Source organism: Citrobacter amalonaticus (genome assembly GCF_018323885.1).
GTDB classification, from domain to species: Bacteria; Pseudomonadota; Gammaproteobacteria; order Enterobacterales; family Enterobacteriaceae; genus Citrobacter_A; species Citrobacter_A amalonaticus.
On record NZ_AP024585.1, the window covers coordinates 4,360,885 to 4,374,154 of the forward strand.

Below are 13,270 nucleotides of genomic sequence, written 5' to 3' on the forward strand. Positions count from 1 at the left end.
ATCATGCCACTTTTCGCGGCTCGTATCCCGGTCTTGCCACACAAACTGCCGACAACGCCGGGTAAAAATGACCCACTGCGTCCTTCCGGCGAGTCATTTTTACTCGCTTTGCTGGCCTGTGCATCGCCAGAACCCGCGCCGGGCGGGAAGAATCAGTCTGGCACGGAAGATGCAATACAGAAGATAAGACCACCCACAGGAGGATAAATGATGAAACGGAACACGAAAGCAGGCCTGGCGCTGATCGCCCTCTCTTTGATGGTGCTGGGTTCCAGCCCCGCCCTGGCGCGGCATCACTGGGGGAACGGCGGCGGCATGTGGCAACAAAATGGCAGTGGACTGAGCGCAGAGCAGCAGGCTGCCGCGCAAAAAATCCATAATGACTTTTACAACCAGACTAACGCCCTACGCCAACAACTGATGTCCAAACGCTATGAATACAACGCGCTGTTAGCGACGAATCCGCCGGATACCGCCAAAATCAATGCGGTGGCGAAAGAGATGGAATCCTTAAGACAGTCACTGGATGAACAACGGGTGAAACGGGATGTTGCCATGGCTCAGGCCGGTGTCCCTGGCGGTATGGGGATGGGTTACGGCGGATGCGGTGGTCGTGGCGGCCACATGGGAATGGGACACTGGTAATGTTTTGCCTGATGGCGCGACGCTTATCAGGCCTACAGAATGTCTGATGTAGGCCGCCATCCGGCACCCATCAAAACGTTTTTTCTTTTGGCTGCCAGTGGCAGAAGTCGGAATTCGCCACCAGCAGAAGCTGTGACCCTTCGGGCGCCTCCAGCCATGCCACGCTGACGTCAACAGATGAATGGCTCTGGCGGCGCTCAATGTGACTCATCGCCCAGGCATCTAAATCCGGTTTAATCGTCTCGCCTTCGCAGGTGGTAACCGTACGTTCAGCGGCATGCCAGCGTCCCTGACGCAAGACCACCCGCCCCTGTCGCAATGCATCGCTGGTCTGGCGGATCTGCTCGGCACGGTAACGGTACAATTCGATTTGGTCGTTCGACAACTGCTGTTTATGACCATCGACTTCGCGCTGCATAAAGCTCAGTTCGCCGCGATCGTCAAAACGCACGCGGATATGCTCCGGCGGTTCGCCATAAATATTGAGTTCTATCAGTGAAAGGGAATCACCCTGCCAGCGGTACTCGCTGGTTGTGGTACTGCCATTACGCCACGGACTGAACACCGAAAGCATATGGACGCCGTCTGATGCGTCTTTACGCCAGATACGCACCGCACCCTGGTTGTCAGCAAACCCACTGGCGGTAAACGGCGGAAGAGAGGCGTTATGGCTACAGGCCGTTAGCAACAGCACGCCTGCTAACGTCAACGTGCGACGCCAGACAGACGAAAGGGGCGAAGCCGCCCCTTCATTAAAACTGTTCACAGCCACGCGGTCTTACTTAACTGCGTCTTTCAGTGCTTTACCAGAAACAAACGCCGGTACGTTAGCTGCGGCGATTTTGATTTCTTTACCGGTCTGCGGGTTGCGGCCAGTGCGCTCAGCACGGTGGTTCACTTTGAAGGTACCGAAACCAACCAGTTGTACAGCATCGCCTTCTTTCAGAGACTCAGTAATAGCAGCCAGAGTGGATTCCAGAGCAGCTTTAGCCTGGGTTTTGGACAGTTCTGCTTTGTCTGCAATTACATCAATCAGTTGAGTCTTGTTCATAAGTTATCCTTACAATGTGTTTATCGCTTGCTAAGCATCGAGTGCGACGGAAATGCCAGAAAAGCACTCTCCTGCATACACGCACCGATAGCCACTTTTTTTCGCCCTCCAAATGTAGACCAGACGGGGGGCGGAAGGGAAGCCTTCAGGTACGACAATTCAGAAGTTAAATCACGTTTTCGTGTCTTACTGCTGCAAATTTATACCGATATTGCTCTCGCCAGCCTCACGCAGGTCTGCTCTAAGCCCTTTTATCAGCTCAATGTCGCGTTCTTCACAGTCAGCTAAAAGTCGGAATATTTCCCACTGAATATCCCACTCTTGCTCCACCGCCGGGTTATCTTTGAGCTCTTCATCGCTCATTTCTCGACCTGCCTGGGTCATTTCCAGCATCGCAACCGTAGTGATGGACGTCTTGCTGACTTCAATGGCGTGTTCCAGCGTCTCACCGCTCAAACGGGAATGAACCAGCTCGCTTAACGCCACGCAGGCATCAATGGCCGGATAAACCCCATACAAGTCATAATCGTCTGCCGCCGGGATCGCTTCTTCAAACTTCTCCAGTTGGCTGTCGAAATTCACTTTCGCGTCTTTGACCGTCAGCGTTTCCCAGATCAGGTCCAGAATACGGCGGTACACCTGTCCGTCGCCAAACCCGGTCTGTTGGCAGAACATGGCATAGTTCGGGTACATGCGCTCACACAGGCAGGCCATAAACGTGACGTGCTGCCAGCTTTCCAGACGTTCCAGACGCAGATGAATCGGGTTTTGTAACATGATGAATTCTCGAATCAGAAATTAGCGGCAGTGTACCGCAATCAGGGCTGCATTTCCTGCCATCGCATAAACGCCGGACGTTCCGATGCCACCGCATCCGCCCAGCGGGTTGGCTCCGGCAGGCGGTAGCCTTTCATACAGCGCTGCACCCACGCCAGGGCGCTGTCCAACCCGACACGATGGCCCGTAGCGATAAACAGCGGATTACAGCGCGCTTTGCTGCGCCAGACCCATGCCAGTTGCTCACCTTTGTCCATCAGCGGCGCCAGTGCGCCAGGTTCAGCAGAGAGTGGTTCGAACTTGCCGCACAATCGTTTTTTCGCCACACCAATGGTCGGCACATCCACCAACAGTCCGAAATGGCTGGCCACGCCGAGACGGCGCGGATGGGAAATACCGTGACCATCCACAAAGAGCAAATCGGGTTTTTGCGAGAATTGCTCCCACGCTGCCAGCAACGCGGGATATTCACGGAAGGAGAGAAAGCCGGGGATATAAGGCATGGTGGTGGCGATGCGCGCCACTTTGTATTCCACCAGTTCCAGCGAGGGATATTTCAGCAAAACCATCGCCGCCCGCGTCACCTCTCCGCCCTGTTCAAACCCCACGTCTGCCCCGCCGATCAGATCCGGCGGATCGTTATCAAGTTGATCCACGCGGATTACAGATGAGGCCAGTTCAAGTTGTTGAGCGCGTAGCGACGCGAGGTCCATATGGTCTCCTTAGCGGTGGTATTGCGCGGACAGCCGGTGCACCGCCTCCACAAAGGCGCCAGCATGTTCTGGCGGCACGTCCTGGTGGATGCCGTGACCGAGGTTAAAGACGTGGCCTTCCCCCTGGCCGAAACCAGAAAGTATAGACGCCACTTCTTCTTCGATCCGCGCCGTAGGCGCATAGAGCATGGAAGGATCCATGTTGCCCTGTAAAGCAACCTTGTGTCCCACGCGACGACGTGCATCGGCAATATCGGTGGTCCAGTCGAGTCCGAGCGCATCGCAGCCGGTTTCCGCCATCGCTTCCAGCCACTGTCCGCCACCTTTAGTAAACAGCGTCACCGGCACGCGGCGACCGTCGTTTTCACGCAGCAGGCCATCAACGATTTTGTGCATGTAATACAGCGAGAACTGCTGATAATCGCGTCCGGTCAGCACGCCACCCCAGGTGTCGAAAATCATCACCGACTGCGCGCCCGCCTTGATTTGAGCATTCAGATACAGCGTGACGCTCTTCGCCAGCTTATCAAGTAGCGCATGCAGCGTTTTCGGGTCGGCATACATCATCTTTTTAATCACGGTAAAGGCTTTGCTGCTTCCGCCTTCCACCATGTAGGTCGCCAGCGTCCACGGACTGCCGGAGAAGCCAATCAGTGGCACATCACCTTTTAGCTCGCGACGAATCGTGCGTACCGCGTTCATCACGTAGCCCAGTTCATCTTCCGGATCGGGAACCGGCAGCTTGTCGACATCGGCTTTGCAGGCGACCGGTGCAGTAAAACGCGGACCTTCGCCGGCTTCAAACCAGAGCCCCAGCCCCATCGCATCCGGAATGGTCAGGATATCCGAGAAGAGGATCGCCGCATCAAGCGGATAACGGCGCAGCGGCTGGAGCGTCACTTCGCAGGCCAGCTCGGCATTTTTGCACAGCGACATAAAATCGCCCGCCTCTGCGCGGGTGGCTTTATATTCTGGTAAATAGCGGCCCGCCTGGCGCATCATCCATACCGGGGTGACATCAACGGGCTGGCGCAGCAGCGCACGCAGATAACGATCGTTCTTCAGTTCGGTCATTTTTGCAGTTCCTTATTGCGTCAGGCCGTCAGTGTATCATGTCATTCATACTCAGCCCGACACATTGCCACGGTATCTTCGATCAGACGCCGTGCGACGGTGCCAGGCGGCGGCAGGAGTGGTAGATCATCGTAGCGATACCAGTTAGCCTCCAGCAACTCTTTCGGGTCGATGACAATCTCGCCGCTGTCATACTCCGCCATAAACGCAGTCATCAGCGACATCGGGAAAGGCCACGGCTGCGAGGTGATATAGCGCAGGTTTTTAATTTTAATGCCGCTCTCTTCCATCACCTCACGCGCCACCGCCTGTTCCAGGGTTTCGCCCACCTCAACAAATCCGGCAAGTACGGTATATACGCCGTTACGATGGCGAACGTGTTGGGCAAGCAGGATCGAATCCTCACGGCGAATGGCGACGATAATGCAGGGGGCGATTTGCGGATAGTAACGTTCACGGCAGTGGGTACAGAGCATCGCCCACTCGGTTTTACTCGGATGCATCAGGTGCCCGCAGTAGCCACAGAATTTATGCGATCGATAAAACTCAGCCAGCTGTACCCCGCGCCCCGCCAGTTGAAACAGCCCCACATCCTGATCGATCACCTGACGAACCGATCCCATCTCGTGACGCCGATGCTGTTGCACCAGCCAGACGGGTTCGCCTTCCCACTCTCCGATTTGCAGCGCTGGCTGCCCGACAAGATCGAAAGTTGCCGCATCACCGTGTGGCAATTCGCCATGAGGCAACCATAATTTTTGCTCATGGCTGACGATCCACCAGCCGTGATCTAATTTTTCAATTATACGATCCATAGCTCTTGCACTACCTTTGCTTCACTGGCATGTTGATAACATTATTTTTACAATTCCTGCGTGAGCAGTTTTTAAATCTACACTTGCGGAGTCAATCATGCTAAACCAGCTGGAAGACCTGACAGAGCGCGTCAGAGGAAGTAACAAACTGGTTGATCGCTGGCTACATGTACGTAAGCATCTGCTCGTGGCTTACTACAATCTGGTTGGCATTAAGCCTGGCAAAGAATCGTACATGCAACTGAATGAAAAAGCGCTGGATGATTTTTGTCAGAGCCTGGTCGACTACCTCTCCACCGGACACTTCAGTATTTATGAACGTATTCTGCATAAATTGGAAGGTAACGGGCAGCTTTTAAAAGCGACAAAAATTTGGCCGCTACTGGAAGCTAACACACAACGCATCATGGACTACTATGACTCCAGTCTGGAAACGGCGATTGATCACGATAACTGCCTGGAGTTTCAACAGGTTTTATCCGATCTCGGCGAAGCGCTAGAAGCCCGATTTGCGCTGGAAGATAAGCTGATCATGCTGGTCTTTGACGCCATGCATGACAATGCGGTCATCAAACGTCCTGCTTGAGTTCGGCGCACAGAACGCGTAGTTTACCCCTATTGCCTCTTATCAGAGGTTACATCTTGTCGGAGTGCCTGGTGTGAAAACACCGGCTGAGACCGTTAATTCGGGATCCGCGGAACCTGATCAGGTTAAAACCTGCGAAGGGAACAAGAGTAATTCTGCTTTATGCGTAAGCCTTAACGGGCGTCGCACACCTATTACTCATCCGTCGTCTGACAAGCCATCTCCTTACTTTTTTGGAATGAGCTATGTCTGCAACTACCCCTAAATTGTCCCGCCGCGAACAGCGCGCGCAAGCACAACACTTTATCGATACGCTGGAAGGCACAGCCTTCCCGAACTCAAAACGGATCTACATCACCGGTTCACAACACGATCTTCGCGTCCCGATGCGGGAAATTCAGCTTAGCCCGACGCTCATCGGCGGCAGCAAAGCGGAACCGCAGTTTGAAGAGAACGAAGCGATTCCGGTGTACGACACCTCCGGTCCGTATGGTGATCCGGATGTGGCAATTAACGTCCAGCAGGGGCTGACAAAGCTGCGCCAGCCGTGGATTGATGCGCGTAACGACAGCGAAGCCTTAACTGACCGCAGCTCTGTCTATACCAAAGAACGTCTGGCCGACGACGGTCTGGATGAACTGCGTTTCACCGGTTTGCTGACGCCAAAACGCGCGAAAGCATGCAAATGCGTGACGCAACTGCACTACGCGCGCCAGGGTATCGTAACCCCGGAAATGGAGTTTATCGCCATTCGTGAAAACATGGGCCGTGAACGCATCCGCAGTGAAGTGTTACGCCAGCAGCATCCGGGTGAAGGATTTGGCGCACGCCTGCCGGAGAACATCACGCCGGAATTTGTGCGTGATGAAGTGGCCGCTGGACGAGCTATCATCCCCGCCAACATCAATCACCCGGAATCGGAACCGATGATTATCGGGCGTAATTTCCTGGTGAAGGTGAACGCCAATATCGGCAACTCTGCCGTCACCTCCTCCATCGAAGAAGAAGTGGAGAAACTGGTGTGGTCAACGCGCTGGGGAGCGGACACCGTAATGGACCTCTCCACCGGTCGCTATATCCATGAAACCCGCGAATGGATCCTGCGCAACAGCCCGGTGCCGATCGGTACCGTTCCGATCTACCAGGCGCTGGAGAAGGTCAACGGGATCGCCGAAGATCTGACGTGGGAAGCCTTCCGCGATACGCTGCTGGAGCAGGCCGAACAGGGGGTGGACTACTTCACCATTCATGCCGGCGTGCTGCTGCGCTATGTGCCGATGACCGCGAAACGCCTGACAGGGATTGTCTCGCGCGGAGGGTCCATTATGGCGAAATGGTGTCTCTCTCATCACAAAGAGAACTTCCTCTTCCAGCACTTCCGCGAGATTTGTGAAATCTGCGCTGCCTATGACGTGTCGCTGTCGCTCGGCGATGGCCTGCGTCCGGGTTCCCTTCAGGACGCCAACGACGAGGCACAGTTCTCAGAACTGCACACACTGGGCGAACTGACCAAAATCGCCTGGGAGTATGACGTGCAGGTGATGATTGAAGGCCCGGGCCACGTGCCGATGCAGATGATCCGTCGCAATATGACCGAAGAGCTGGATCACTGTCATGAAGCGCCATTCTACACCTTAGGCCCGCTGACCACTGATATCGCACCGGGTTACGACCATTTCACCTCGGGAATTGGCGCAGCGATGATCGGCTGGTTTGGCTGCGCGATGCTCTGCTATGTCACCCCGAAAGAACACCTTGGCCTGCCAAACAAAGAAGATGTGAAACAGGGGCTGATTACCTACAAGATTGCCGCCCATGCCGCCGATCTGGCGAAAGGGCATCCGGGGGCGCAAATCCGTGATAACGCGATGTCCAAAGCGCGCTTTGAATTCCGCTGGGAAGACCAGTTTAATCTGGCGCTCGATCCGTTTACCGCCCGCGCTTACCACGATGAAACCCTGCCGCAGGAATCCGGCAAAGTCGCGCACTTCTGCTCCATGTGCGGCCCGAAATTCTGCTCAATGAAAATCAGTCAGGAAGTCCGTGACTACGCCGCCGCGCAGACCATCGAAGTGGGGATGGCGGATATGTCAGAAAACTTCCGCGCCAAAGGCGGAGAAATCTACCTCAAGCGGGAGGAAGTCTGATGATTCAACCCGATTTCCCAACGGTTCCTTTTCGCCTGGGCCTCTATCCAGTTGTCGACAGCGTAACGTGGATTGAACGCCTACTGGATGCGGGCGTGCGTACGCTCCAGTTGCGCATCAAAGATAAGCGTGATGAAGAGGTGGAAGCCGATGTGGTGGCCGCCATCAAACTGGGGCGGAAATACAACGCCCGTCTGTTTATTAACGATTACTGGCGGCTGGCGATCAAACATCGCGCCTATGGCGTGCATCTGGGTCAGGAAGATCTGGAAACCACCGAACTGAAGGCGATTCAGGCGGCGGGATTACGCCTGGGCGTCTCGACACACGACGATATGGAGATCGACGTAGCGCTGGCGGCACGTCCCTCCTACATCGCGCTGGGCCACGTTTTCCCGACGCAGACTAAGCAGATGCCGTCCGCGCCGCAGGGGCTGGAACAACTCGCACGGCATATCAATCGTCTGAATGATTATCCTACCGTCGCCATTGGCGGTATCAGCCTGGAGCGCGCCCCCGCCGTGCTGGCGACTGGTGTAGGGAGTATTGCGGTGGTCAGCGCCATTACCCAGGCCGAAGACTGGCGGGCGGCCACCGCGCAATTGCTGGCGATAGCAGGAGCAGGCGATGAATGACCGTGACTTTATGCGCTATAGCCGTCAGATCCTGCTGGGCGATATCGCCATTGACGGTCAGCAAAAGCTGCTTGCCAGCCGTGTGCTGATCGTCGGGCTGGGCGGATTAGGCTCACCGGCCGCGCTGTATCTGGCAGGAGCCGGTGTCGGCACGCTGGTGCTGGCTGACGACGATGAGGTTCATCTCAGCAACCTGCAGCGGCAGATCCTGTTCACCACGGATGACATTGCCCGCGCTAAATCGCAGGTTGCACAGCAGCGGCTGGCACGACTCAATCCGGATATCGAACTGCTCTCGCTGACGCAGCGTCTGAGTGGAGAGGCGCTCAGGCATGCAGTGGCGCAAGCGGATGTCGTGCTCGACTGCACCGACAACATGGCGACGCGTCAGGAAATTAACGCCGCCTGCGTGGCGCTCGATACCCCGCTGATCACCGCCAGCGCGGTCGGTTTTGGCGGCCAGTTGATGGTGTTGACGCCGCCCTGGTCACAAGGCTGCTATCGCTGCTTATGGCCGGATGACGCGGAACCCGAACGCAATTGCCGTACCGCAGGCGTTGTCGGCCCCGTCGTCGGGATGATGGGGACCCTGCAGGCACTCGAGGCAATCAAGCTCCTAAGCGGTATGGAGATACCCGGCGGCGAATTGCGCCTGTTTGACGGCAAAACCAGCCAGTGGCGCAGCCTGGCATTACGCCGCGCCAGCGGGTGCCCAGTGTGTGGAGGGCGACATGCGAATACAGTTCAATGATGAGCCAATGCAGTGTGCAGAAGGACTCTCCGTGCATACACTGCTGACGCAATTGAATCAGTTAAAACCCGGCGCCGCACTGGCGCTGAATCAACAGATCCTGCCCCGCGAGCAGTGGGAGCAGCACATCGTGCAGGAAGGCGACCAGATCCTGCTTTTTCAGGTTATCGCGGGGGGTTGAAATGTTACGAATTGCAGATAAAACGTTTGATTCGCATCTGTTCACGGGCACGGGTAAGTTTGCATCACCAGCATTAATGATTGACGCGATCCGCGCCTCCGGTAGCCAACTGGTGACGCTGGCCATGAAGCGTGTGGATTTGCGCCAGCAAAATGACGCCATCCTGGCTCCTCTTATCGACGCGGGCGTCACGCTGTTGCCCAACACCTCCGGGGCGAAAACGGCAGAAGAGGCAATCTTTGCCGCACAGCTTGCGCGCGAGGCGCTCGGTACCCATTGGCTGAAGCTGGAAATTCATCCCGATGCGCGCTGGTTGCTGCCGGACCCCATTGAAACGCTGAAAGCCGCCGAGGCACTGGTAAAACAAGGATTTGTGGTGCTGCCTTACTGCGGTGCGGATCCGGTGCTGTGTAAACGGCTGGAAGAGGTGGGCTGTGCGGCAGTGATGCCGCTCGGCGCGCCGATTGGCTCTAATCAGGGGCTGGAAACCCGGGCCATGCTGGAGATTATTATCCAGCAGTCCACCGTTCCGGTCGTGGTGGATGCCGGAATCGGCGTACCCAGCCACGCCACGCAGGCGCTGGAAATGGGCGCGGACGCCGTGCTGGTGAATACGGCGATTGCCGTGGCGGACGATCCGGTGATGATGGCCCGCGCTTTCCGTCTGGCGGTAGAAGCCGGCCTTCTGGCGCGTCAGGCAGGACCGGGTAGTCGCAGCCGTCAGGCGCAGGCCACCAGCCCACTGACCGGTTTTCTGGAGATCCCGGTATGAAAACGTTCACCGACCGCTGGCAGCAACTCGACTGGGACGACATCCGCCTGCGCATCAACAGCAAAACGTCCGCTGACGTTGAGCGGGCGCTAAATGCCCCCCACCCCAGCCGCGACGATATGATGGCACTGCTGTCACCTGCCGCGAGCGCATACCTTGAACCGCTGGCACAGCGGGCGCAGACGCTGACCCGCCAGCGCTTCGGCAATACGGTGAGTTTTTACGTCCCGCTGTATCTCTCCAATCTGTGCGCTAACGACTGTACCTACTGCGGTTTTTCGATGAGTAACCGCATCAAGCGCAAGACGCTGAATGAAACGGACATTATCCGGGAGTGTGCGGCGATCCGCGAGCTGGGTTTCGAACATCTCCTGCTGGTCACCGGCGAGCATCAGGCAAAGGTCGGAATGGACTATTTCCGTCGCCACTTGCCCACCATTCGCCAGCAGTTTTCGTCATTACAGATGGAAGTTCAACCGTTAGCCGAGGCGGAATATGCCGAACTGAAAACGCTGGGACTCGACGGCGTGATGGTCTATCAGGAAACGTATCACGACGCGATGTACGCACAGCACCATCTGAAGGGGAAAAAACAGGATTTCTTCTGGCGGCTGGAAACCCCGGACCGACTGGGGCGCGCAGGTATCGACAAAATCGGCCTCGGGGCGCTGATTGGTCTTTCCGACAACTGGCGGGTGGACTGCTATATGGTTGCAGAGCATTTGCTGTGGCTTCAGCAGCACTACTGGCAAAGCCGCTACTCGATTTCGTTCCCGCGCCTGCGTCCGTGCGCTGGCGGTATTGAGCCCGCCTCAATCATGGATGAGCGCCAACTGGTACAAACCATTTGCGCGTTCCGTCTGCTGGCACCGGAAATTGAGCTGTCGTTGTCGACGCGGGAGTCGCCCTGGTTTCGAGACCACGTGATCCCGCTGGCGATTAACAACGTCAGCGCGTTCTCGAAAACCCAGCCTGGCGGGTATGCGGACAATCATCCTGAACTGGAACAGTTCGCGCCACATGACAACCGCCGTCCCGAAACTGTCGCCGATGCGCTTGCCGCGCAGGGGCTTCAGCCGGTATGGAAAGACTGGGATGCGTATCTGGGGCGCGCTTCGCAAAGGCGATGAACCGTCTTGCAAACGGGTAACCATTTTACGAGCCGCGACGAAAGAGAGAAAACGAGAGGTTGTTGTTAGCCTCTCACTTTTTTAACGTATCACCGTCAGCCTTAACGCTGTCCAGGGCGAAGAGCTTCTTCCTCGTTTCGCCCTGCCTTCACCGAAATCAGCGAGATAAAACACCAATTTCAGCCAAAAATGGCCACTGGGGTGTACACTTCTTAAGATAAATCACCTCGACTTATATCAGCGAGATTATAATTGCCTACATTCTTCCTGATATGCAGAGCCACATTGTTGGCTTCACTTCGCACTTCTCTTCGGGATTTACACTTTCTGGATAAGTACAGTAATGGCACGTCATAACAGAAAACTTTCATTCACGACGCCAATATTGGTGAGCTTTACGGGGATCATACTCAGCTTTTTATTGATCGCCATATTCATAACTTTTACGCAAAAGAATGATTTTCTTGAAGATTATCATGGCATAAATCGGAATTTCACCCATAACCTGGCGGTGAACTATACCGAGTCTTTGCTACGCGAAAATGATTATATCCTTGGTCGGGCGGCGACCTACTTTTCTCGTAATGACCACCTGAACGACACGGTTAACCTTGACCCGGAACAGGGTCTGAAAACCATCATGCAATTGCAGACGCTGATGCCCTCAGTCTCCTCGATCTCATTGGTAGATATAGAAGGCCATTACCTGCGCGCGCCCCAAGTGCTAAATACCGAACGCAGCACAACATTCGACGTGAAATCGCGTCCCTGGTTTATGGATCAGGCTGAAGCCAGTACCTTTAGCAACTATACCGCCCCCTACATTGACTATTTTACGCACCACCCTACGGTGACGATCTACAAACCGGTCATCTCTCCCGAAGGGAAAATGAAAGGTACGATTGCGTTTCATCTTGATCTGACGTCAATGGGTTACGCATTGCGCCAGATGGTGGCTCCCGTCCAGGGCGAGTTCTATGTGGTCGACCGTGATGGAAAAGTGGTACTGCATCCGGATACAGGCGCGCTGTTTAAACAGTATGTCAGTAAAAAAACCATGAGCCGGATGACCAGCGGTGAAGGACATCTGTACGACCCGGACACTCAGGACTGGTACTACTACTATTCGTTCACCAACCCGGACTGGTTTGTGATTTATCGGGTTTCAGATACAACCCTCGTCGATCTGACACGTCATGAGACCAACATTGTGGTCTGGGGATTTGCCCTTGCGGCGATCATCATTGCGCTGTTTGGTCTCTATCTTCGCCACGCTTCACGCACGGTGCTGATGAATATCATCAACGCAATCAAGACCGGCGATGTGAAACGCGCACCGCGCCTTGAAGCAATGCTGAGCAAAGCTATCGAGTCCAATAAGGAGCGCGAACTGGCTTACGTTCGACAGGCGACCATTGATGCCCTGACCGGTTGTAAAAACCGCCGCGCTTTTGATAGCGATATCGTCGCGCTGATGAACGATCACCAACCGTTCGTCCTGGCACTGGTGGATATTGATAATTTTAAATTTATCAATGATACCTGGGGACATTTGAATGGCGACATCGTCCTGCGTAACGTCGCGCGCGAAGGGATTCAGATCATGCAACCCGCCGCCGTTTCTGTCTATCGCTATGGCGGTGAGGAGTTTGCCGTGCTGTTCTCGGGTGAGCAATTGAACAACGCGCATACCCTACTGGAACGCTGGCGCATTGAGGTCGCGCAGCGCTCATGGCGTGAAGAGGGTCTGCACGTCACCTTTAGCGCCGGACTCGGGGAATGGAATCTGGAAGCGCAGGAACAGCTGATCATGCGTGTAGATGAAGCGCTATACAAAGCCAAACAGGAAGGAAAAAACCGGATTATTGTCGCGAATCGCTGATCATCCCCTCTCTGCAACGCCCGTTACGACGGGCTTTTTTTCATTTTGAGAAAAACCGCAACCGGTTTCATTATTTGTGCGATTTCTTTGTGATGCTTTACACACATTCGC

The 13,270-nt window shown here is 55.3% G+C and carries 16 protein-coding genes and 1 riboswitch; of the genes, 10 read left to right on the plus strand and 6 right to left on the minus strand.

Going from position 1 to position 13,270, the window contains the following annotated elements; genetic code table 11:
* The first annotated feature begins 3 nt into the window (after positions 1-3).
* Positions 4-207 (plus strand): hypothetical protein, encoded by a 204-nt coding sequence (locus KI228_RS20605; protein WP_141227670.1) that lies wholly within the window; start codon positions 4-6, stop codon positions 205-207.
* A 3-nt stretch (positions 208-210) separates the two neighbouring features.
* Positions 211-645 carry a zinc resistance sensor/chaperone ZraP gene (gene zraP / locus KI228_RS20610; RefSeq protein ID WP_044268712.1) on the plus strand — a complete coding sequence of 145 codons (435 nt, stop codon included), beginning with the start codon at positions 211-213 and terminating at the stop codon, positions 643-645.
* 70 nt (positions 646-715) lie between these two features.
* Here the strand turns inward: zraP and KI228_RS20615 are convergent, their stop codons facing one another.
* The 6 genes from KI228_RS20615 to nudC form a co-directional block, all read right to left on the minus strand.
* On the minus strand, positions 716-1,411 hold the full coding sequence (locus tag KI228_RS20615) for a DUF1481 domain-containing protein (RefSeq protein WP_043001799.1): 696 nt from the start codon (positions 1,409-1,411) through the stop codon (positions 716-718).
* Between the two features lie 12 nt (positions 1,412-1,423).
* A complete protein-coding gene (gene hupA / locus KI228_RS20620) occupies positions 1,424-1,696 on the minus strand; it encodes a nucleoid-associated protein HU-alpha (protein WP_001044509.1) in 273 nt (90 codons plus the stop codon).
* 186 nt (positions 1,697-1,882) lie between these two features.
* Entirely contained in the window at positions 1,883-2,473 is a 591-nt protein-coding gene (locus KI228_RS20625; RefSeq protein ID WP_042998985.1) for a YjaG family protein, read from the minus strand.
* Positions 2,474-2,514: 41 nt separating this feature from the next.
* Positions 2,515-3,186 carry a deoxyribonuclease V gene (nfi, locus tag KI228_RS20630; protein ID WP_061069510.1) on the minus strand — a complete coding sequence of 224 codons (672 nt, stop codon included), beginning with the start codon at positions 3,184-3,186 and terminating at the stop codon, positions 2,515-2,517.
* Positions 3,187-3,195: 9 nt separating this feature from the next.
* The gene (gene hemE, locus KI228_RS20635; RefSeq protein WP_042998983.1) at positions 3,196-4,260 is read right to left on the minus strand and encodes a uroporphyrinogen decarboxylase; all 1,065 of its coding nucleotides are present in this window, start codon (positions 4,258-4,260) and stop codon (positions 3,196-3,198) included.
* 41 nt (positions 4,261-4,301) lie between these two features.
* Positions 4,302-5,075: an NAD(+) diphosphatase gene (gene nudC / locus KI228_RS20640; protein ID WP_061069509.1), complete on the minus strand. Its 774-nt coding sequence runs from the start codon at positions 5,073-5,075 to the stop codon at positions 4,302-4,304.
* 97 nt (positions 5,076-5,172) lie between these two features.
* Between nudC and KI228_RS20645 the strand changes: the two genes are divergently transcribed.
* The 8 genes from KI228_RS20645 to KI228_RS20680 all read left to right on the plus strand — a co-directional run bounded on the left by KI228_RS20645 (position 5,173) and on the right by KI228_RS20680 (position 13,159).
* Complete coding sequence (locus KI228_RS20645; protein ID WP_042998981.1) at positions 5,173-5,661, plus strand: Rsd/AlgQ family anti-sigma factor; 489 nt, start codon at positions 5,173-5,175, stop codon at positions 5,659-5,661.
* 50 nt (positions 5,662-5,711) lie between these two features.
* Positions 5,712-5,821: riboswitch (TPP riboswitch) on the plus strand.
* A gap of 85 nt (positions 5,822-5,906) precedes the next feature.
* Positions 5,907-7,808 (plus strand): phosphomethylpyrimidine synthase ThiC, encoded by a 1,902-nt coding sequence (thiC, locus tag KI228_RS20650; protein WP_141227671.1) that lies wholly within the window; start codon positions 5,907-5,909, stop codon positions 7,806-7,808.
* The gene (gene thiE, locus KI228_RS20655; protein WP_042998979.1) at positions 7,808-8,443 is read left to right on the plus strand and encodes a thiamine phosphate synthase; all 636 of its coding nucleotides are present in this window, start codon (positions 7,808-7,810) and stop codon (positions 8,441-8,443) included. Before thiC ends, thiE begins: the two co-directional genes overlap by 1 nt.
* Positions 8,436-9,194 (plus strand): HesA/MoeB/ThiF family protein, encoded by a 759-nt coding sequence (locus KI228_RS20660; RefSeq protein WP_042998978.1) that lies wholly within the window; start codon positions 8,436-8,438, stop codon positions 9,192-9,194. The genes thiE and KI228_RS20660 overlap by 8 nt, the downstream gene beginning before the upstream one ends.
* Positions 9,175-9,375 (plus strand): sulfur carrier protein ThiS, encoded by a 201-nt coding sequence (gene thiS, locus KI228_RS20665; protein ID WP_042998977.1) that lies wholly within the window; start codon positions 9,175-9,177, stop codon positions 9,373-9,375. Before KI228_RS20660 ends, thiS begins: the two co-directional genes overlap by 20 nt.
* Position 9,376: 1 nt before the next feature.
* Complete coding sequence (thiG, locus tag KI228_RS20670) at positions 9,377-10,147, plus strand: thiazole synthase (RefSeq protein WP_125339229.1); 771 nt, start codon at positions 9,377-9,379, stop codon at positions 10,145-10,147.
* Complete coding sequence (thiH, locus tag KI228_RS20675) at positions 10,144-11,277, plus strand: 2-iminoacetate synthase ThiH (protein ID WP_042998975.1); 1,134 nt, start codon at positions 10,144-10,146, stop codon at positions 11,275-11,277. Before thiG ends, thiH begins: the two co-directional genes overlap by 4 nt.
* Before the next feature lie 343 nt (positions 11,278-11,620).
* Positions 11,621-13,159: a sensor domain-containing diguanylate cyclase gene (locus KI228_RS20680; RefSeq protein WP_061069507.1), complete on the plus strand. Its 1,539-nt coding sequence runs from the start codon at positions 11,621-11,623 to the stop codon at positions 13,157-13,159.
* The last annotated feature ends 111 nt before the right edge of the window (positions 13,160-13,270 follow it).